At 75.2% G+C, this 19,912-nt stretch carries 17 protein-coding genes; 5 read left to right on the forward strand and 12 right to left on the reverse strand.

The window, feature by feature from the left end:
- Positions 1-28: 28 nt before the first annotated feature.
- The 4 genes from ACTJIY_RS08210 to mraZ all read right to left on the reverse strand — a co-directional run bounded on the left by ACTJIY_RS08210 (position 29) and on the right by mraZ (position 4,154).
- The gene (locus ACTJIY_RS08210; protein WP_253051363.1) at positions 29-1,738 is read right to left on the reverse strand and encodes a peptidoglycan D,D-transpeptidase FtsI family protein; all 1,710 of its coding nucleotides are present in this window, start codon (positions 1,736-1,738) and stop codon (positions 29-31) included.
- Positions 1,739-2,067: 329 nt separating this feature from the next.
- Positions 2,068-2,511 (reverse strand): hypothetical protein, encoded by a 444-nt coding sequence (locus ACTJIY_RS08215; protein WP_253051362.1) that lies wholly within the window; start codon positions 2,509-2,511, stop codon positions 2,068-2,070.
- The gene (gene rsmH / locus ACTJIY_RS08220) at positions 2,508-3,542 is read right to left on the reverse strand and encodes a 16S rRNA (cytosine(1402)-N(4))-methyltransferase RsmH (RefSeq protein ID WP_253051361.1); all 1,035 of its coding nucleotides are present in this window, start codon (positions 3,540-3,542) and stop codon (positions 2,508-2,510) included. Before rsmH ends, ACTJIY_RS08215 begins: the two co-directional genes overlap by 4 nt.
- A 177-nt stretch (positions 3,543-3,719) precedes the next feature.
- Positions 3,720-4,154 (reverse strand): division/cell wall cluster transcriptional repressor MraZ, encoded by a 435-nt coding sequence (gene mraZ / locus ACTJIY_RS08225; protein WP_031316739.1) that lies wholly within the window; start codon positions 4,152-4,154, stop codon positions 3,720-3,722.
- A gap of 361 nt (positions 4,155-4,515) precedes the next feature.
- On the opposite strand from mraZ, the gene ACTJIY_RS08230 reads away from it, so the two are divergent.
- From ACTJIY_RS08230 to ACTJIY_RS08240, 3 genes are read left to right on the forward strand one after another with little or no spacing between them, the layout of a single operon-like run.
- Complete coding sequence (locus ACTJIY_RS08230) at positions 4,516-5,535, forward strand: AAA family ATPase (protein ID WP_440674198.1); 1,020 nt, start codon at positions 4,516-4,518, stop codon at positions 5,533-5,535.
- 1 nt (position 5,536) lies between these two features.
- On the forward strand, positions 5,537-6,877 hold the full coding sequence (locus ACTJIY_RS08235; protein ID WP_253051360.1) for a DUF58 domain-containing protein: 1,341 nt from the start codon (positions 5,537-5,539) through the stop codon (positions 6,875-6,877).
- Positions 6,874-9,174, forward strand: coding sequence for a transglutaminase family protein (locus ACTJIY_RS08240; protein ID WP_440674197.1), 2,301 nt, complete (start codon positions 6,874-6,876; stop codon positions 9,172-9,174). The genes ACTJIY_RS08235 and ACTJIY_RS08240 overlap by 4 nt, the downstream gene beginning before the upstream one ends.
- Here the strand turns inward: ACTJIY_RS08240 and ACTJIY_RS08245 are convergent.
- From ACTJIY_RS08245 to ACTJIY_RS08255, 3 genes are read right to left on the reverse strand one after another with little or no spacing between them, the layout of a single operon-like run.
- Positions 9,122-9,517: a DUF3040 domain-containing protein gene (locus ACTJIY_RS08245; RefSeq protein ID WP_253051358.1), complete on the reverse strand. Its 396-nt coding sequence runs from the start codon at positions 9,515-9,517 to the stop codon at positions 9,122-9,124. The two genes, ACTJIY_RS08240 and ACTJIY_RS08245, sit on opposite strands and share 53 nt — an antisense overlap.
- A 37-nt stretch (positions 9,518-9,554) precedes the next feature.
- Positions 9,555-10,811, reverse strand: a complete 1,257-nt coding sequence (locus ACTJIY_RS08250; RefSeq protein ID WP_439157517.1) for a DNA polymerase IV — start codon at positions 10,809-10,811, stop codon at positions 9,555-9,557.
- A 39-nt stretch (positions 10,812-10,850) separates the two neighbouring features.
- Entirely contained in the window at positions 10,851-11,294 is a 444-nt protein-coding gene (locus ACTJIY_RS08255; RefSeq protein ID WP_253051356.1) for an SAV_6107 family HEPN domain-containing protein, read from the reverse strand.
- A 189-nt stretch (positions 11,295-11,483) separates the two neighbouring features.
- Between ACTJIY_RS08255 and ACTJIY_RS08260 the strand changes: the two genes are divergently transcribed.
- Positions 11,484-12,326, forward strand: coding sequence for a spermidine synthase (locus ACTJIY_RS08260; RefSeq protein WP_353709472.1), 843 nt, complete (start codon positions 11,484-11,486; stop codon positions 12,324-12,326).
- 94 nt (positions 12,327-12,420) lie between these two features.
- Here ACTJIY_RS08260 and ACTJIY_RS08265 read toward each other — a convergent pair whose 3' ends face one another.
- The 5 genes from ACTJIY_RS08265 to ACTJIY_RS08285 form a co-directional block, all read right to left on the reverse strand.
- Positions 12,421-12,624 (reverse strand): cold-shock protein, encoded by a 204-nt coding sequence (locus ACTJIY_RS08265; RefSeq protein ID WP_034655075.1) that lies wholly within the window; start codon positions 12,622-12,624, stop codon positions 12,421-12,423.
- 320 nt (positions 12,625-12,944) lie between these two features.
- Positions 12,945-13,871, reverse strand: a complete 927-nt coding sequence (locus ACTJIY_RS08270) for a proteasome assembly chaperone family protein (RefSeq protein WP_253051354.1) — start codon at positions 13,869-13,871, stop codon at positions 12,945-12,947.
- Between the two features lie 132 nt (positions 13,872-14,003).
- Entirely contained in the window at positions 14,004-14,444 is a 441-nt protein-coding gene (locus ACTJIY_RS08275) for a response regulator (RefSeq protein WP_253051353.1), read from the reverse strand.
- The gene (locus tag ACTJIY_RS08280; protein ID WP_440674196.1) at positions 14,441-16,123 is read right to left on the reverse strand and encodes a sensor histidine kinase; all 1,683 of its coding nucleotides are present in this window, start codon (positions 16,121-16,123) and stop codon (positions 14,441-14,443) included. The genes ACTJIY_RS08275 and ACTJIY_RS08280 overlap by 4 nt, the downstream gene beginning before the upstream one ends.
- Entirely contained in the window at positions 16,120-17,451 is a 1,332-nt protein-coding gene (locus ACTJIY_RS08285) for a PP2C family protein-serine/threonine phosphatase (RefSeq protein WP_353709474.1), read from the reverse strand. The genes ACTJIY_RS08280 and ACTJIY_RS08285 overlap by 4 nt, the downstream gene beginning before the upstream one ends.
- Before the next feature lie 181 nt (positions 17,452-17,632).
- On the opposite strand from ACTJIY_RS08285, the gene ACTJIY_RS08290 reads away from it, so the two are divergent.
- The gene (locus tag ACTJIY_RS08290) at positions 17,633-19,894 is read left to right on the forward strand and encodes a HelD family protein (RefSeq protein WP_440674195.1); all 2,262 of its coding nucleotides are present in this window, start codon (positions 17,633-17,635) and stop codon (positions 19,892-19,894) included.
- The last annotated feature ends 18 nt before the right edge of the window (positions 19,895-19,912 follow it).

A 19,912-nucleotide genomic window follows, 5' to 3' on the forward strand; every position in this document is an offset into this window, starting at 1 on the left:
CGGGCGGGGCCGACCGACGAGGTGAGGTTCACCACGTCGTCGGGAGCGGCACGTACGGCTCCGTGCTCGGCTGCACGCCCTCGTGCTCGAGCGTGAAGCCCATGATCTCGCTGAACACGGGTGCCGCGACGACACCGCCGAAGATCGACGAGTGGGGGTCCTTGAGGAACACGGACACGGTGTAGCGCGGGTCGTCCGCGGGCGCCACGCCGATGAACGACGCCATGATCGAGGACAGCCTCCCGTCGGAGCCGGCCATCTGCGCCGTGCCCGTCTTGCCGGCCACCCGGTAGCCGGGCACCGCGGCGCTGGAACCCGTGCCCTCCTCGACGACCGACTCCATCATGTGCAGCACCGTGTCCGCCGTCTCCTGCGAGACCACGCGCACCGGGGCCGGGCGCTCGGCGGGGACGAACGCTCCGCGCTCGTCGGTCGTGCCGGCGACGATGCTCGGCGTCGTGCGGACGCCCCCGTTCGCGATCGTGGAGAAGACGCTCGTAGCCTGGATCGCGTTCACGGACACGCTCTGGCCGAAGAGCACGGCGTACTCGGTGCGGCCGTCCCACGCGTCGGCGGGGTGCAGGATGCCGGCGGACTCTCCCGGCAGGCCGAGGCCGGACTTCTCGCCGAACCCGAACTTGTGCAGATAGTCGTAGCGCACCTGCTTGGGGATCTTCTCCCCGACCTGGACGGTCCCGGTGTTCGACGACTCGGCGAGCACCCCGGCGAGCGTGAGCCGCTCCACCGGGTGCTCGTGCGAGTCCCGGAAGGTCTCGCCGTTGGGCGTCGTGTAGAGGTAGGGCACCTCGAACTGGGTCGCCGGGTCGGCGTACCCGCCCTCGATGGCGGCGGCCATCGTGACGACCTTGCCCGTCGACCCGGGGTCGAACACGTTCGACACCGCGCGGCTCGGCCGCGCGACGGCGTCCGTCGTGCGGTCGTTCGGGTTCACCGTGCCGGAGTCCGCGAGCGCGAGGACCTCGCCCGTGCGGACGTCCTGCACGACGGCGATCGCGTACTCCGCGCCGGTCTCGCTCACGGCGCGGTCCACCGAGTCCTGCGCCTTCCACTGCACGTCGCGCGCGACCGTGAGCTGCACGTTGCGCCCGGGCACCGCCTCCACGACGTCGCACCGGCCGGTCGGGATGACCTGGCCGCCCAGCCCGGCCTCGCACTCGCGCGACCCGGAGACGCCGGCGAGGACGTCGTCGTAGGACGCCTCGACCCCGCCGCCGCCCGCCTGCTCCTCGTTGACGAAGCCGACGAGGTTGCCCGCGACGGTGCCCGCCGGGTACGTCCGCTCGCTCGTCATGGTGGTGCGCACGTAGGCGGAGAGCCGGAGGTCGGCGATCTGGCGCTGCACCTCGGGCGTGACGTCCTTGGCGAGGACGACGTACCGGGACGTCCCGTTGAGCTGCGCGGCGAGCTCCGGGGCGGACCGTCCGAGGATCGGGGCGAGCAGCTTGGCCACGCCCACGGCACCGCCCTCCTCGAGCGGCTCGCCGTCGACGAGGTCCGCGGTACGGGGCGTGAAGTCGGCGATCGTCTTCGGGTCCGCCGCGACCGTGTACCGGTCCACCGAGGTCGCGAGCACCACGCCGTCGGCGTCGGTGATGTCACCACGGTGGGCCAGGAGCGTCGAGCTGCGCGTACGGTCGGCGCGCGCGTCCGCCGCGAGCGCCGGCCCGCGGAGCACCTGGACGTTCACGAGCTGACCCACGAAGACCGCCGTGATCACGCCGGCGACCACGATGAGCCACCGCTGGCGCCGCTCGGGACGCCCCGGCTCCCGGCTCGCCCGCGCGGGGCGGGCGGGCGGGCGGGCGCCGTCCCGCGGGGCTCGGGAGCCGGTGCCCCTCGACGACCGGGCGGACGCGGCCACGCTCCGCGTGCCGTTCGCCGGCGTCCGCGACCCGGTGCGCGCCGCGCCGCCCGCCGCGGCCCGGCCCGCGCCGGAAGCACCGCGGCCTCCCGGCGAGGGCCGGGAGGCCGTGGGGGCGGGTCGGGTCCGCTGCGTGCTCGCTGCGGGTCGCGACCGGCGGTCGCGTCCCGCTCCGGCGTCGCCCGTCACTGCCCGGCCTCCTCCAGCACGCCGCCGACGACCGTGCCGTCGGACAGCCGGAGCATCGCGGGGTCCTCCGCGGGAACCATGCCGAGGGACGCCGCGGTGTCCGGCAGCGAGGTCTTCCGGGCATCGACCTGCGCCTGCAGGCTCTGCGTGTCCTGGGCCACGCGGCTCACCTCCCGGCGCAGCTCCGACATCTCGTAGGAGTTGCGCGCCATCGTCGTGTTCACCAGGAGAGCACACAGGAGCGCGGCACCGAGGATCGACATGCAGACGACGAGGAACGGGATCTTGGACCGCGCCTGCAGCGGCGCGCGGACGATCTCGAGCCGCGAGCGGAGCGCGCGCTCGGACGCGCCACCCGGCAGCGCCGTGAGCGACGGGCGCGGTGCCGGGCGCGCCGTGCGCGGGAGCGGGCGGGCGGCGGTCGACCTCTGTGCGCTCATCGTGTCCTCTCCCCCGGGTCGTGCGGTCGGTCGGTCTGGCGGTGCGTCGGGCGCCGGTGCTGCGGCGTGGGTCGGGTCCGCTCGGCGGCGCGGAGCCGGACGGACGCGGAGCGCGGGTTGGACTCCCGCTCCTCCGCGGGTGCCTCCTCCGCGCCCCGGGTGAGGAGCCGCAGGTAGGGCTGGTCGTCCTCCGGCACCACGGGCAGCCCGGGCGGGGCGCTGACGGTCGCCCCCGCGGCCAGCACCCGCTTGACGATCCGGTCCTCGAGCGAGTGGTACGACTCGACGACGATGCGTCCCCCGACGGCGAGCACGTCCACCGCGGCGGGGACCGCGCGCTCGAGGACCTCGAGCTCGCCGTTCACCTCGATCCGCAGCGCCTGGAAGGTGCGCTTGGCCGGGTTCCCGCCCGTCGTGCGCGTCGCCGCGGGGATCGCCCCGCGGACGACCTCGACGAGCTCGGCGCTGCGCTCCCACGGGCGCTGCTCGCGACGTCGGACGATCGCCCGGGCGACGCGCTGCGCGAACCGCTCCTCGCCGTAGTCGCGCAGGATCCGCGTGAGCGCGCGCTCGTCGTAGGTGTTGAGGACGTCGGCGGCCGTCTGGCCGGTCGTCGCGTCCATGCGCATGTCGAGCGGCGCGTCGTGCGCGTAGGAGAACCCGCGGTCCGCCTCGTCGATCTGCAGCGACGAGACGCCGAGGTCCATGAGCACGCCCTGGACCGGCCCGCCGACGACGTCGGCCACGACCTCGCCGATCTCGTCGTAGACGGCGTGCACCGCGCGGAACCGGTCGCCGAAGCGCTCGAGACGGCGCGACGCGCGCGCGATGGCCTCGGGGTCGCGGTCGATGCCGACGACGCGCGCGGTCGGGACCTGCTCCAGGACCGCCTCGGTGTGCCCGCCCATCCCGAGCGTGCAGTCCACGAGGACGGCGCCGGGCTGCGCCAGCGCCGGAGCGAGGAGGTCGACGCACCGCTGGAGGAGGACCGGGACGTGCCGCTCGGCGGCGTCGTCGGGAGTGCTCGTCATGTCCGTCTCCTCTCCGTGCTGGTCGGTGGCCGGGTGGCGCGGGACGCGCCGCCGGGTGGTGCTCCTCGTCGGCCCGGCCCCGTACGGTCAGGTCTCCCTCCGCGTCCTTTCTGGCGCCGGGGAAGTGCGTCAGACCGGGCGGGAGGAGGCCTCACCGTGCGGGAGCCGGGGGTGACCCTAGAAGCGCAGGTCCGGGAACACCTCCTCCGCGGTGTCGGAGTACGCCGACTCCTGCTCCGCGAGATACGTCTCCCACGCCTGCGCGTCCCAGATCTCCACCCGCGTGCCGGCGCCGATCACGGCGACGTCGCGGTCGAGCCCCGCGTACGCCCGCAGGGGCGCGGGGATCGAGACGCGTCCCTGCTTGTCCGGGATCTCGTCGCTCGCCCCCGAGAGGAAGACGCGCAGGTAGTCCCGGGCTTGCTTGCTCGTCACCGGCGCCTGCCGGATCTGGTCGTACATGCGCCGGAACTCGTCCATCGGCAGCAGGAACAGACAGCGCTCCTGCCCCCGCGTCATGACGAGACCCGGTGCGAGCCGCGACCGGAACTTCGCGGGGAGGATGAGCCTCCCCTTGTCGTCTAGCCGTGGCGTGAAGGTGCCCAGGAGCAGGCCGGAGGAACCGCCGAGCACGTCGTCCACGAAACCGGACATGCACCAGGCACCTCCTCTCCTGCTCCCTTCTCCTCCACGGTACTCCACTTCCCTCCACCGCTCTCGGTGAATCCACCGGCTTTCACCCGCCTTCGCAGGATCTCCGCAGGTCAGGCGCGTGGAGCGCGGTGGAGGGGAGTGCTCCCCATGGCGCGTCGCGGCGGCGGCCCGCCCGCAGTGCCCCGCGGCGGGCGCGTGCCGGCGCGGCGCGTTCCCGCCCTCGCGACGACGCTCGGCGCACGGCCGGCGGTCCACTAGGCTCTTCCCACCCGCGGTCTCCCTGGTCCGCGGCCCTGCGCCATCGACGACGGAGGTCTCCGTGCTCCCCGACATCGCCCCTGTCGCGCCCTCCGACGAGCCCGGGGGCGGCCCCCTCGCGGGACTCGACGAGCTGGTCGAGACCACGGGCCGGATCCGCTCCGGCATCGAGTCCGTGGTCACGGGCCGGCCGGACCTCGTGACGGTCACCGTCGCCGTCCTCCTCGCCCAGGGTCACCTCCTCATCGAGGACGTCCCCGGCGTCGGCAAGACGACGCTCGCCAAGGCGCTGGCCCGCACGATCGACTGCAAGGTCGGCCGCATCCAGTTCACGCCGGACCTCCTGCCGAGCGACCTCACCGGCGTCAACATCTACCGCGCGGCGAACCACGAGTTCGAGTTCCGCCCCGGCCCCGTCTTCTCGAACATCGTCATCGGCGACGAGATCAACCGCGCCTCGCCCAAGACGCAGTCGGCGCTCCTCGAGTGCATGGAGGAGGGACAGACGACGGTCGACGGGACCACCCACCCGCTGCCGAGCCCGTTCCTCGTCGTCGCGACGCAGAACCCCGTCGAGATGGAGGGCACCTACCCGCTCCCGGAGGCGCAGCGCGACCGCTTCATGGCGCGGCTGACCGTCGGCTACCCCGACGTCGACGCCGAGCTCCGGATGCTGGACCGGCAGGAGTCGGACAACCCGCTGGCGCACCTCCGCCCCGTGACGACCGGCGCGGCCGTCCTGCGGTTCGCCGAGGTCGCGCGGGCCGTCTACGCGTCCACCGCCGTCAAGCGGTACGTGCTCGCCCTCGTCACCGCGACGCGCGAGCACCCGGGCCTGCGGCTCGGCGCCTCGCCCCGCACGACGCTCCAGCTCCTGCGCGCGGCGAAGTCCCTCGCGGCCATGGCGGGGCGCGACCACGTGCTCCCCGACGACGTCCAGTACCTCGCCGTCCCCGTGCTCGCGCACCGCCTCGTCATCACGACGGAGGCCCGGCTCTCGGGCCAGGACGCCGAGGCCGTCGTCGCGTCGATCGTGGCGCAGACGCCGATCCCCGCCCTGGACGCGACCGAGCGACGCTGACGTGCGCGCCCCGTCGTTCCTCGCGCGGCTCCGCGGCAGGGGCAGGAGCCTCGCCAGCGCGCGCCTGACCCGCCGCGGCACGGTGGTGCTCGCCGCCGGCGCCGCGCTCGCCGTCCTGGGCGTCACGCTCGGGCTGCCCGACCTCGTCGGGCTCGGCGTCGCCGGGGCGCTCGCCGTCGGCGCCGCCTGGTGCTGGATGGCCGTCCGTCGGATCGACCGCGGTCGTGGTGCCCTGCACGTGTCGCGCCGCGTCCAGCCGAACCCCGCCGTGCGCGGGCAGTTCACGACGGCGCGCCTCACGGTCGCGGCCGCGCGGGCGACGTCGTCCACGGCCACGACGCTCGCCCGCCTGCGGATCAGCGAGCAGGCGGCGCACGAGCTGTGCGACCAGGGCTCCCTGCGCGCCCAGGTCGCGACGGTGGGCGACCACATCGCGGTGCGCTACCGGCTGCGCCCCCTCCGCCGCGGGCGGTGGCCGCTCGGCCCGCTGCTCACGACGCGGGTCGACCTGTTCGGCCTGGTCAGCGCGACCCAGGAGCTCGGCGAGCCGACCGCGGTGGCCGTGTGGCCGCGCACGGTGGAGCTGCCCGTCCGCGGGTCGCGCGCGTTCGGCGAGCACGAGCGCTCCGCGTCGGGCGCCCGGCTCGCGTCGAGCGACGACTCGGTGCTGCGCGACTACGTCGCCGGCGACGACCCGCGGCGCGTGCACTGGGCCAGCGCGGCCCGGCACGGTCAGCTCATGGTCCGCGCGGACGAGAGCGCGGGCCTGCCGCCCGTCAGCGTCCTCCTCGACCGCGGGCTGCTGCCCCACCCGGAGCTCGCCGCGTCGAGCCCGCGCGCGCTCGCCGACGGCGAGTGGGCGGTCGAGTGCGCGGCGTCGATCGGCGTGTCGCTCCTCCAGGCCGGCCACCCTGTCCGGCTCGTCCCGACGTCGCTCGCGCCGGTCGTGTCCGGCACGGGCTTCCGCGTCAACCGCTCGGGCGAGGGCCCGGCCGACCTCCTGGACGCCACCGTCGACCTGCACGGGCACCACGTCGTCGCGGACGCCGACCGCTCGGTCGTCGCGACGTCCGAGGCGCTGCGGCGGGACCGGCGCCCGGGCGAGATCACCGTCGCGGTGCTCGGCCCGCTCGGCTCGGTCGCCCGGCACACGGTCGCGGCCATGGCCGGGGACGGCCTGCACCGCGCGCTCGTGGTGAGCGCTCGTCCCTGGGCGCCCGAGCACGCGGACGCCCTCGAGACGGTCGCGGCCCTGCGCTCGACCGGGTGGCACGCCGCGCTCGTCGACCCGTCGGCGTCCCTGGAGCACGCCTGGACCCTGCTCGTGGAGGGCTCACGATGACCACGTCCCGCCCCGACTCCACGACCTCGGTCGGCCTCCGCGTGCTCGCGACGACCGCGCTCGTCGCCGTCGCGGTCACGGCGTCGACCTACGCGCTCGGCAGCGTCATCGGTCCGGGCGGCTGGACCGGCACCGCCGTGCGGACCATCGCGGTCCTGGCCCTCGTGACCGGCGTCTCGCGGTACGCCCTCGAGCGCGGCCACGCCGCTCGCGGGGAGACCCTCGCCCCGCCGGCCGCGCTGCTCCCCTCGCTCGCTGGGCTCGTCGTCGGGCTCTGGGCCCTGCTCGGGCTCTACGGCGGCCCGACCGACCGGTTCTCCCTGCTCATCGGCCTCTCCAACGTCGACCGGGTCCTGTCCCGGCTCTCCACCGCGCGGGACCTCACGCTCGCCGAGGTCGCCCCCATCGACCCGAGCCTGCCGATCGCGCTCATGGCCGTCGGCGGCGCCGTCGTCGTGTTCCTCGTCGCCGACCTCATGGCCGGCGGTCTCCGGCTGGGTGCGGGCGTCGCGGTGCCGCTCCTCGCGCTGTGGGTCCCCGGACTCGTCATCATGGGCGAGATCCCGCCCCTGGCGTTCGTCGTGACCGTGACGGCGCTGGTCCTGCTCCTCGCGGTCGACAACCCGCACCGCACCGTGCGGCGTGGCGCGGCCGCGCGACGGGCCGAGGACCGTGCGGCCGGTGGCCTGCGTGCCGCCGGGGCGCTCGTCGTGGCGGTCGCCGTCGCGGTCGTCGCCCTGGGCCTCGGGTCGGCGAGCGCTTCTCTCCCCGAGGTCGCGTCGGCGTCGTGGTCCCGGCTCTTCTCGTCGACCGGGCAGACCGTGCGGCTCTCGGACGACCTGGACATGCGGCGCGACCTCGCCGAGCGCTCGGGCGAGGTCGTGCTGCGCTACCGCACCGACGGCGACGAGGTCGGCCCGCTCCGCGTGTTCACCCTCACGGGCTTCGACGGCACCAACTGGCGGCGCGGCGCGGACCGCGACGGCACCCCGATCGAGGCGGCCGACCAGATGCTGTGGCCCACCGACCCCGGCGGGGTCGAGGAGCCGACCTCCGTGCGTGTCACGCTCGAGTCGCTGCGGGACACGAAGCTCCCCCTCCCGACCGAGCCCCGCACCGTGGACATCGACGGCGACTGGTCGTACGACGACGTCCGCGACGAGGTGCTCGGCGAGCAGCCCACCGGCGCGGGCACCGCCTACGAGCTCGCGGTCTTCTCCCGCCCCCTCGACGCGGAGTCGCTCCGCGGGGCGAGCGGCGCGGACCCGGACGACCCCAACTACCTCGACGTCCCGGCGACCGAGCACGAGCAGGACATCCGCGACCTGGCGGCCGCGGTCGTCGAGGGGGCGCCGACCCGCTACGACCAGGCGCTCGCGCTGCAGACGTACTTCCGCGACGTCTCGCAGTTCACGTACTCGACCGAGGTCCCCCCGGGCGACTCCGGCGACGCGGTCTGGGACTTCCTCCAGGACCGCACGGGCTACTGCGTCCAGTTCGCGACGTCGATGACGATGATGGCGCGGACCCTCGGGATCCCCGCGCGCCTCGGCGTCGGGTTCCTGCCGGGCGAGCGCGTCGACGACTCGAGCTTCCAGGTCACCGGCCGCGACTCCCACGCCTGGCCGGAGCTCTGGTTCCCGGGCCAGGGCTGGGTGCGGTTCGAGCCGACCCCGGCCCAGCAGACGGGGCCCACGCCGCGCTGGGCGACGCCCGTGGCCGTCACCCCGGGAGGCCCGCAGGACCCGGGCAACGTGCCGACCCCCGGCGCGACGACCGGGGCGCCCTCGGCCCCCGCGAGCCCGGCACCCACGACGTCCGGGACCGGTGGGACGACCGGCGGCGGTGCGGACGAGGGCGCGCCGTGGCCGCTCGTCGTGGGGGTCGCGCTCCTCGTCGCGGTCGCCGTCGGCGGGGCGCTGTGGCTCGTGCTGCGGCGTCGGTCCGAGACGCCGAGCCTACGTGACGCCGAGGACGCGTGGGACGAGCTCGTCGACAGGCTCGGGGCGCTCGACGTGCGGTGGCCGACGTCCACGACTCCCCGCCGCGTTCCCGCCGCCGTCGTCGCGAGCCTGCAGGCGCGTCGCGGGCAGCACCCGCGCGACGAGGACGTGGCCGAGGCGGTCGCCGGGCTGGCGTCTGCCCTCGAGGCCGAGCGTTACGCCCCGGAACCGCGGACGGTCACCCGCCCGGAGCGGCTCCAGGAGCTCGTCGACGCGGCGGTCGACGCGGTCGACGGATCGCTCAGCGACCGTCCTGCTCGCGCCGACGGTCCCAGCGCTCTTCCAGTCGGCTGAGGAACGGCTTGCGCGTCGACTTGCTCGGCGCGGCCGGGCGGACGGTGCCGTCCGCCTCGACGGTCCCGACCGGTCCCTTGCGCGACGAGCGCGGGGACTGGAAGACCAGGACGACGCCCCCGAACATGAGGACGAAGCCGATCACCCCGAGCCAGGTCTGCGAGAGCGCAGCGCCCAGCACGAGGAGGAGGAGGCCGCCTACCACGCCGACCCCGGCCAGGACGTAGCGCAGCGCCGAACGTCGTCGTGGCGCCTGGAGCGTGTTCGCCAACCGCGGGTCGTCCGAGGTGAGCGCGCGCTCCATCTGCTCCAAGACCCGCTGCTCGTACTCAGACAGAGGCATGAGCACCCCGTTTCTCCACGCTGGTCGTGTGTCACCCTCAGGATAGATCGACATCCGCGGGGGTGGTAGTCGAGCGGGCCCTGGCGGGCCCCATGGCGATGGATCTCACGCCGAACCGCCCTCGGACCGCGTCGACGGCCTCCTCCACGCGGCGCCGCGCCGCGCTCGTCTCCTCGACGGCCTCCTCGAGCGTGGGCTGCACGACGGCCTCCGCGCGCGGCTCGAGACCCTCCGCGCGGACCCCCACGAGCCGGACGGCCAGGCCCCGCAGGTCGACGCTCGAGACGAGCTCCCGCGCCACGAGGTAGATCTCCCGCGCGACGTCCGTCGGGGCGCCGAGGGTCCGCGCGCGGGTGACGGTGCGGAAGTCGCTCGTGCGGACCTTCACGCTCACGGTGCGTGCGACGAGACCCTGGTGGCGCAGCCGGCCCGCGCACCGGTCCGCGAGCTCCAGGACGCGCGCCTGGACCGCCGTGAGGTCGCGCAGGTCGTGGGCGAACGTCGTCTCGGCGCCGATGCTCCGTTCCGACCGCTCGGGCTCGACCGGCCGGGGGTCGCGCCCCCACGCGAGGTCGTGCAGGTGCGCGCCCGCGACCTTGCCGACCGCTGCCTGGAGGGAGGCGACGTCCGTGTCGGCCAGCTCGGCGACGGTCCGGATGCCCCACTGCGCGAGGGCGCTCTCGGTCCGCTCCCCCACCCCCCACAGCGCGCCCACGGGCAGCGTGCGCAGGAACGGGACCGTGGCCGCGGCCGGCACGAGGAGCACGCCGTCCGGCTTCGCGTGCGTCGAGGCCAGCTTGGCGACGAACTTGTTCGTCGCGATGCCGACCGAGCAGGTGATGCCGTGCTCGGCCCGCACGCGGCGCCGCAGCTCGGCCGCGATCCGCGTCGGCGGCCCGAGCCGTCGCCGGGCCCCGCTCACGTCGAGGAACGCCTCGTCGACGCTCACCTGCTCCACGAGCGCCGTGATCTCGCCGATCGCCGCCATGACGGACCGGGAGACCTCGTGGTACCGCGTGTGGTCCGGCGGGACGACGATCGCCTGCGGGCACAGGCGGCGTGCCGTCACCATCGGCATCGCCGAGTGGACACCGAAGGCCCGCGCCTCGTACGTCGCCGCGAGGACGACACCCCGTTCCGCGCCGCCGACGATCACCGGGCGACCGACGAGCTGGGGGCGCCGGGCGAGCTCGACGGACGCGAAGAACGCGTCCATGTCGACGTGGAGGATCGAGCACCCCTCCTCGTCGTCGCCCCAGTCGCGGCGGACGCTCGCGCGCGGACCGCGGCTCATCGCCGCCTCACCGGGCGCTCGACGCAGGCAGCGCCCGGGTCACGACGCCACCGTCCGCAGGCCGGGCATCCGGACGAACCCGGCGTCGGGGTCGACGAGCATCGCGACCTCGTCGCGGAAGTCCTCGGCGCACGCCACGAGCTCGTCGGCCCGGCGCGGGTCCACGGCGTCGAACCGGCCCGCGTCGACGGCGGCGCGGACGCGCGCCCCGCTCGCGAAGTAGCCGGACCAGGCGGCGAGCGACGGCTCGGCGTCCGCGAGCTGGTCCCACACCGAGCGGGCCCGGCCGCGGCGCACGGGCCGGGCACGCAGCGCGACGACCGCCGCGGCGGCGCGCAGCGCACCGAGGTGCGCGTGCACGAAGCGCTCGCCCGCGTCCTGCGCGAGCGCCGCCGCGACGAGCTCCGCGTCCGCACGGTCCAGCAGCCGACGGACCTCGGCGGGGACGGCGACCGCCCCCTTCGCGCCTGCTTCGTTCGACATCGCGCACCTCCTCCTCCACTATCGAACACCTGTTCGATCCTGTCAACGTCCGGTGCCGGCCGGCCCTACGGTGAGCACATGGCTCGCCGCACCTCCCGACGTTCCCCAGGGTCCTCCGCGCCACCCACACGGTCCCGGCGCCGGGCGAACGGGAGCCGTGGCGCGGCCCCCGACCTGCCGACCGGGCCCGTGGCCACGTCGACGGGGACGGCGCACGTCGAGCGCGACCCCGACCACCCGTCGGCGGTCACGCTGTACGTCAACGGCGTCCCCAGCTCCTACCTCGACCTCGACGACCCCGGGATGCTCGCGTTCGAGTACATGCAGCAGATGGCGGCCGTCGTGGACGAGCTCGCCCCCGGCCCTCTGCGCGCGCTGCACCTCGGCGCGGCGGGGTGCAGCCTCCCGCGCTGGGTGGAGCACACCCGGCCCGGCTCGTCCCAGCTCGGGGTCGACCTCGACTCCCGCCTGCTCGAGCTGGTCCGCACGTGGTTCGACCTCCCGCGCTCCCCCCGGCTCCGGCTGCGCGCCGACGACGCGCGGCACGCGGTGGCGAGCCTTCCCGACGCCTCGTACGACGTCGTCGTCCGGGACGTGTTCGACGGCGACCGCACGCCCGACCACCTCGCGACCCGCGGCATGGCGGACGAGGTGCACCGCGTCCTGCGCCCGGGCGGGGTCTACCTCGTCAACTGCGCCGACCGGCCGCCGCTCACGACGGCGCGCCGCGAGACCGCGACCCTCGCGGCCGCGTTCGGAGAGGCGTCCTGCGCGGAGGACCGGGTCGCGGCGATCGCGGAGCCCGCGCAGCTCAAGGGCCGCCGCTACGGCAACGTCGTCCTGGCCGCGGTCCGTGCCGGGTCGGGTGCGCCGAGCCTGTCGAGCGCGACGCTGGCGCGTGCGGTCCGCTCGCTCGCCGTCCCGGCACGCGTCGTCACGGGCGACGAGCTGCGCGCGTTCGTGGGCACCGCCCCGGTGCTCGACGACCCCGAGGTCGCGCCGGCCGACGGCCCGGCGGCAGACGGGTCGTGAGACGCGACAGGAGCCGCGCCCGAGGGACGCGGCTCCTGCGACGACCGGGTGATCCGGCCGCGAGACGTCGTGGACGCGCGAGACGTCGTGGACGTCAGAGCGGACGAACCTTCTCCGCCTGCGGGCCCTTCGGCCCCTGGGTGATCTCGAACTCGACCCGCTGCGCCTCGTCGAGCGTGCGGTACCCGTTCGACTCGATCGCCGAGTAGTGCACGAAGACGTCGGCACCGCCGCCGTCCTGCGCGATGAAGCCGTAGCCCTTCTCGGCGTTGAACCACTTCACAGAACCCTGCGCCATGCTCTTCCTCTGACCTTCTGTCCGTCCGGGGACATCAGCGAGCGGACCCTTCGTCCACCCCCGTGCGCCGCAATGCCATGTCCCACGTCCTTCGCCGGCGCCCGGCCGTGTGCGGCCGGCAGGCCCGACGCCGGACCACCCCGCCGGGCGGACCCACGTACCGGCCCTGCACCGGGTCGTGCGCAAGTACGTCACTGCAACGGGTGACAGTGTGGCACGGACCACGTCCGGTCCGCCACGGAACTCGCCACCTCTCGTGATGATTTTTCGGCACATTCCGCCCCGGTCCGCGGACCGGGGCGGGTGGGGCGAGCCGCGGCTCAGTCGCCCGACTGCTGGGCGAGGAAACGCTCGAACTCCGCACCGAGCTCGTCGGCCGTCGGGATCGGCGCGGACTCGGCGAGCAGGCTCGTCCGACCCACGGAGCGCGCGAACGCGTCGTACTGCTCCTCGAGAGCGCGCACGACGGCGGCGACCTCCTCGGAGTCCCGCACCTGACGCTCGACCTCGGCCTTCGCCTCCTGCACCGCCTCCGCGAGCCCGCTCGTCGCGAGGTCCAGGCCCGTGACGCGCTGCACGTGCTCGAGCGCGACCACCGCCGCGGGCGGGTACGACGACTGCGCCAGGTAGTGCGGCACGTGCACGGTCACGCCGAGCGCGTCGTGCTCGGCGCGGCCGAGCCGCAGCTCCAGCAGCGCGGCGAGGCTGGCCGGGACCTTCACGGTGCCGAACCACGACGTGTGCTCGCCGAGCAGCTCGGGCCGGGTCGCGTGCGCCGTGACCGAGAGCGGGCGCGTGTGCGGGATCCCCATCGGGATGCCGTGGAAGCCGACCGTGAGCGACACGCCGAGGCGCTCGACGACGTCGCGCACCGCAGCCACCACGCGCTCCCACTGGACGTCCGGCTCGGCGCCGTGCAGCAGCAGGAACCCCGTCCCCTCGGCGTCGCGCACGTGGTCGATCACCAGGTGGGGCTCGTCGTAGTCGGACCAGCGGTCGGTGCTGAAGGTCATCGTGGCCCGCTTGGAGCGGTAGTCGAGGAGCTGGTCGACGTCGAACGTCACCACCCGGGTGACCTCGCCGAGCTCCAGCAGGTGGTCGACCGCCACCGCGCCCGCGCTGCCCGCGTCGACGAACCCCGCGACGGCGTGCAGCAGCACGGGCCCGGCGCCCGGCTCGGGCGGCGTGGGCCACAGGCGGGCCACCGCCTGCTCGTCGAGCTCGTAGATCCCGCGAGGGTCCAGCATGCATCCTCCTCGTGACGTCCTTCGCCCGCGCGCTGCCGACGGCGCGGCGGGCCTGACGAGGACAACACGCCTCGGCCCGCGGTTCTTCCCGGAGCGGCGGCCCGCACGCGCCCGCCCGGGACCGCGCCCAGGTCAGCGACCGGGCAGGCGCACCACCGAGACGAAGAAGTCGTCGATCTGGCGCACCACGTCGATGAAACGGTCGAAGTCGACGGGCTTGGTGACGTACGCGTTGGCGTGCAGCGAGTAGCTGCGCACGACGTCCTCCTCGGCCTCCGACGTCGTCAGGACGACGACCGGGATCTTGCGCAGCGCCTCGTCCGCCTTGAGCTCGGCGAGGACCTCGCGCCCGTCCATCCGGGGCAGGTTGAGGTCGAGGAGGATGAGGTCCGGCGTCGGGGCGTCAGCGTGCTCGCCCTCCTTGCGCAGGAACTGCAGCGCGCTCACGCCGTCGGAGACCACCGACAGACGGTTCGTCACCTTGTGGTCCTCGAACGCCTCGCGCGTCATGAGCACGTCGCCGGGGTCGTCCTCCACCAGGAGGACGTCGATCGGCTTGCTGCCGTGGCTCATGCGGGGCTCTCCTCGTCGTCGTCGCGCGCGCGGGCAGGGGTGACCTGCTCCGCGCCGTCGGGGTCGGAGCGAGCGTAGCCGACCTGCGCGTGCACGTACGCGTGGGCGAGCGTGAAGCGGATCGTCGTCCCGCCCTCGCGCGGCTCGATCCAGATCCGGCCGCCGTGGTACTCGACGATGCGCTTGCACAGCGCGAGCCCGATGCCGGTCCCCTCGTACACGTCCTTGGCGTGCAGACGCTGGAAGATGACGAACACGCGCTCCGCGTACTGCGGGTCGATCCCGATCCCGTTGTCCTCGACGGAGATCTCCCAGTGCGTGTCGCGCGCGAGCACCCCCAGGTGCACGGCCGGCGGCCGGTCCGGGTCGCGGAACTTCAGCGCGTTGCCGACGAGGTTGGCCAGCAGCTGGTGCAGGAGCGCGCGCTCGCCGACGACGACGGGCAGCGGGTCGTGCGTGATGCTCGCCCCGGTCTCCGCGACCTTCTCGGACAGGTCCTCGAGCACGCCCTCGAGCTCCCGCTCGAGGTCCACGTCGACGCGCTCGCTGCCCGTCCGGCCGACGCGCGAGAAGCCGAGCAGGTCCTGGATGAGGCGTTGCATGCGCTTGGCGCCGTCGACCGCGAAGTCGATGTACTGGTCCGCACGGTCGTCGAGCTCCCCGCCGTACCGCTTCTTGAGGAGCTGCGTGAAGCTCGCGACCTTGCGCAGCGGCTCCTGGAGGTCGTGGGACGCGACGTAGGCGAACTGCTCGAGGTCGCGGTTGGACCGCTCGAGCTCGCTCGCCTGCTCGGCGAGGAGCTCGTGCGAGCGGGCGGCGTCCTCGTGCGACGCCTTGATCTCCGCGACCTGGTTCACGAGCTCGACGCGCATGTGCTCGACGTCCTGGGCGAGGTCCGCGATCTCCGCCGGGCCCGAGGTCACGACCGGCTCGTCGAGGCTCCCGGAGCTCACGAGCCGCACGCGGTGCGCGAGCTCGGCCATCGGCTCGGTCACCCACCGCTTGAGGCACACCCAGAGGATGATCCCGACCGCGAGCGCCGAGCCGACCAGGACGAGGACGCTCCCGAAGAGCGCCCGGCTCCACCGGTCGAGCGCGTCGAGCCGCTCCACGCGCTCGGCCCGGAGCGCGTCGACGTACCGCGCGGTGTCGGCCCGGGCGGCCGCGAACAGCTCGGCACCGTGGGCCTGGTCGACCGCACGCACCCGTCCCGGTCCGTCGTCCTCGGTGGTCTCGATGGCCGGCTCGGCGTAGTCGGCGACCCAGGCCCGCACGGAGGCGTCGGACCGCCAGGCCAGCGCCGCGAGCTCGGCGTCGAACCCGAGGCGGTCGACGAGGGTGGCGTCCGGGACGACGCCCTCGGCGTCCGTCCCCACCGCACGGGTGTAGGCCTCGAGGGCGGTGTCGTCGCCGGTCGCGACGTACGCACGGACCGCGACCTCGGCGTCGAGGAGGCCCACGTACGCGGCGTCCGCCCCGGTCACGGCGTCGAAGAACGGCCCGGTGACCTCGTTCTGGATGGTGAGCACGCGCGAGAGCGCGATGGCCGACGTCGCGAGGACGCCGAGGAGGATCACGCCCGCGACGACGAGCGCCCACCCGAGCCGGCGGCGCAGGGTCGGGGCACGCCGGCGCCCGGCGCGTCCCGCGACGGCCGTCTCGCCCACCGGGGGCGTCACCGGGCCCACTCGTCCGAGTCGGCGAGGGTCGCCGTGCGCTCGCCGGGGGTGCCCTCGTCCCCGCCCCAGCCGAGCACGAGGAGCGCGGCGTCGTCGGCCAGCGGGCCGCCGTGCAGGTCGCGCACGCGGCGGAAGACGCGCTCCACGACCCCCTCGACGCCCTGCTCGAGAGCGCTGTCGACCGCGCGGCGCAGGCCGTCGACGCCGACGCGCTCCGGTCGGGCGCGCGGCCCGACCACTCCCCCCGGCCCCGCGACGGTCGCCTCGACGAGCCCGTCCGTGTAGAGCATGAGCGCCCAGCGTTCCCCGAGGTCGACGGACTGCGACGTCCACCCGCCCTGCACGGGGATGCCGAGCGCACGGCCGCGCGCGGTGGGCGTGATCTCGGTCGCGGTGTCGCGCAGCAGGAGCGGGGCGAGGTGCCCGGCGAGGTACACCTCCGCGCGGCGGCGGTCCGCGGAGACCACGACCTGGCAGAGCGTGACGAAGACCTCGGGACGGGCGCGCTCGGGCACGAGGACGCGCTCCAGGAGCGGGAGGATGCCCTCCGGCTGGGTGTCCGAGAGCACGATGGTGCGCCACGCGGTGCGCAGCGTCGCACCGAGCGCGGCCTCGTCGGGGCCGTGGCCCGCGACGTCGCCGATGATGCACAGGACGGTCCCGTCGGGTCGCTCGACCGCGTCGAAGAAGTCGCCGCCGAGGAGGCCGTTGCCGCCGGGGACGTAGCCCACCATGACGTCGAGCCGGTCGTCCTGGACGAGCGGCGTGGGCAGGAGCGCGCGCTCCAGCCGCGCGGTCTCGGCCGCTCGGACCTCGCTGCGGTACAGCGCGCGCTGCTGCTCGACGGACATGCGGCGCTGCACGGCGTAGCGCACCGACCGGCTCAGGAGGTCGCCGTCGACCTCCCCCTTCACCAGGTAGTCGTCGGCGCCGGCCGCGACGGCCTGGACGCCGAGGTCGATGCCGGAGTGCCCCGTGAGGACCACCAGGGCGGGCGGGTGGGTGCCGGTCCGCACCCGCTCGACCGCCGACAGCCCGACCGAGTCGGGCAGCCCGAGGTCGAGCAGGACGCAGTCGACGTGCCAGGAGACGAGCATCTCGAGCGCGGCGTCGAGGGTCGTCGCACGGTGGAGGTCGACCGTGAGGTTGCCGTCCGCCAGCAGCTCCTCGACGAGGATCGCGTCGCCGTCGTCGTCCTCGACGAGGAGGATGCGCAGCTCGTCCGTCGGGGCGAGGACCGCGCGCTCGGACAGCGCCTGGTCGCGCGCGTCGGCCTCGTCGCCCCGCGCCGAGGGCCGCGCGGGGACCTGACGGTCGGTCCCGGTCACGACGCCCGCTCCCCTCTGGTCGCCATGGCCCACGATCCTAGCGTCAGCCGCGCGTCCGGCCCGGTCACGGGCCCGGGACGCGCCGAGGACCGGTCCCGGGCCCGGCGCCCGTGCGCCATAATGGACGGCCGTGTCACGGGCGGGCGCCCGGGCGCGACGCCCGGCCGAGGGAAGGGACAGCGTGGGACGCAACGACGAGCTCCGGCTCGAGCAGGAGGTCGTGGACACCCTCTACGCACGCCTCGACGAGCTGCGCGCCGCCGCCCGCGCGCGGCTCGACGCCGTCCGCCGGTCCGGACCGTCGGGCTCGCCGCAGAACCGGAGCGAGCGCGACGCGTTCGCGACGCTGTACGAGGACCGCGTCGCGCAGCTCGACGCGGTCGAGGACCGGCTCGCGTTCGGCCGCCTCGACCTGGACGACGGCACGCGCCGCTACGTCGGGCGCATCGGCCTGACCGACGCCGAGCACACGAGCCTCCTCACCGACTGGCGCGCGCCCGCGGCGCAGTCGTTCTACCGCGCGACGGCGGCCCACCCCGACGGCGTCGTCCGGCGTCGGCACCTGGTGACGCGCGGGCGCGACGTGACGGGCCTCGAGGACGAGCTCCTGGACCTGGACGCGCCCGAGGCCGTCACCGGGACGACGCTCTCCGGCGAGGGCGCGCTCCTCGCCGCGATGGCGGCAGGACGCACCGGGCGCATGGGCGACATCGTGGCGACGATCCAGGCCGAGCAGGACGCGATCATCCGGTCCGGGCTGGCCGGTGCGCTCGTCGTGCAGGGCGGGCCCGGCACGGGCAAGACCGCCGTCGCGCTGCACCGCGCCGCCTACCTCCTCTACGCGCACCGGCGGCTGCTCGAGCGCTCGGGCGTCCTCCTCGTCGGCCCGAGCCACTCGTTCCTGCGCTACATCGACCAGGTGCTGCCGTCGCTGGGCGAGACGGGCGTCGTCAGCACGACGATCGCCGACCTCCTGCCGGGCGTCGTCGCCGACGGCACGGAAGACCCCCGCGTCGCGCGCGTCAAGGGGCGGGCGGTCATGGCCCGGGCCGTGCGACGCGCAGTGCAGGCGCGCGAGCGCGTGCCCGCGGCGGACGTCCCCGTGCGCCTCGACGGCCACGACCTGCTGATCCGGCGCCGCGACGTCCGCGACGCCATCGCGAAGGCCCGGCGCACCCACAAGCCGCACAACCTCGCGCGCGTCACGTTCGTCCGCGAGATGCTCTCGCGCCTCGTGGACCAGTACGGGCGCCAGCTCGGCGAGCCGCTCGTCGGCGAGGACCGCGCGCTCGCGCTCGAGGACCTGCGCTCGCACCGCGACGTGCGCGTCGCGCTCAACCTCGCGTGGCTCCCCCTCACGCCGGAGCGCCTCGTCGAGGACCTGTGGACCAAGCCGCACCGGCTCGCCGAGGCGGCGCCCGAGCTCTCGCCCGCCGACCGGCGGCTGCTCGAGCGGCCGAAGGGGGCGCCGTGGACGCCCGCGGACGTGCCGCTCCTCGACGAGGCCGCGGAGCTGCTCGGCGAGGACGACCAGGCGGAGCGGGCCGAGGCCGCCGCACGGGCGGCGCAGCGGGCTCAGGACCTCGAGTACGCGCGGCAGGTGCTCGAGTCGTCCGGTGCGGGCGGCGGGATCGTCGGCGCGGACGTGCTCGCCGAGCGCTTCTCGGCGAGCGGCCCGCGCCTCACCACCGCGGAGCGCGCCGCGCAGGACCGCACGTGGACCTACGGGCACGTCGTGGTCGACGAGGCCCAGGAGCTCTCGGCCATGGCGTGGCGCATGCTCGTCCGCCGGTGCCCGACGCGCTCGTTCACGGTCGTCGGCGACGTCGCGCAGACGTCGTCGCTCGCGGGGGCGCGCTCGTGGAAGGGCATGCTCGACCCGGTGTTCCGCGACGCGTGGCGGCTCGCGGAACTGACCGTGAACTACCGGACCCCCGCCTCCGTCGCCGACGCCGCCCGCCGCGCCGCCCTCGCCGCCGGGCTGCCCGTCTCGCCGCTCACGTCCGCGCGCGACGTGGAGGACGCGCTGCGCGTCGTCGAGGCGACGCCCGACGGCCTCCCCGCCCAGGTCCGCGCCGAGGCCGACGCGGCGCGCGCGGAGTTCGTCGCCGCGGAGTCGGGGCGCGTGGCCGTCGTCGCCGCGGCGCAGGCCGTGCCCGCCCTGCGCGCCGCCCTCGGTCTCGTGGACGCCGGACCGGACGCCCCCCTCACGGTCCTGGACCCGGTCCAGGTGAAGGGGCTCGAGTTCGACGCCGTGGTGCTCGTGGAGCCCGCCGAGATCGCGACCGGCCCCTCCGGCGCCTCGGACCTCTACGTCTCCATGACCCGCCCGACCCAGCGCCTGGTCGTCGTGCACGCCCGCGCGCTCCCGGAGGGCGTGACCGGGACGGGCTCGACGACGGCGGGCACGGCCGCGCGCGACGGGGCGCGCGTCGCGCCCTGACCCGGTCGGCCGCCGGCG

This window comes from Cellulosimicrobium sp. 22598 (assembly GCF_052044445.1).
Classification (GTDB): Bacteria; Actinomycetota; Actinomycetes; order Actinomycetales; family Cellulomonadaceae; genus Cellulosimicrobium; species Cellulosimicrobium cellulans_G.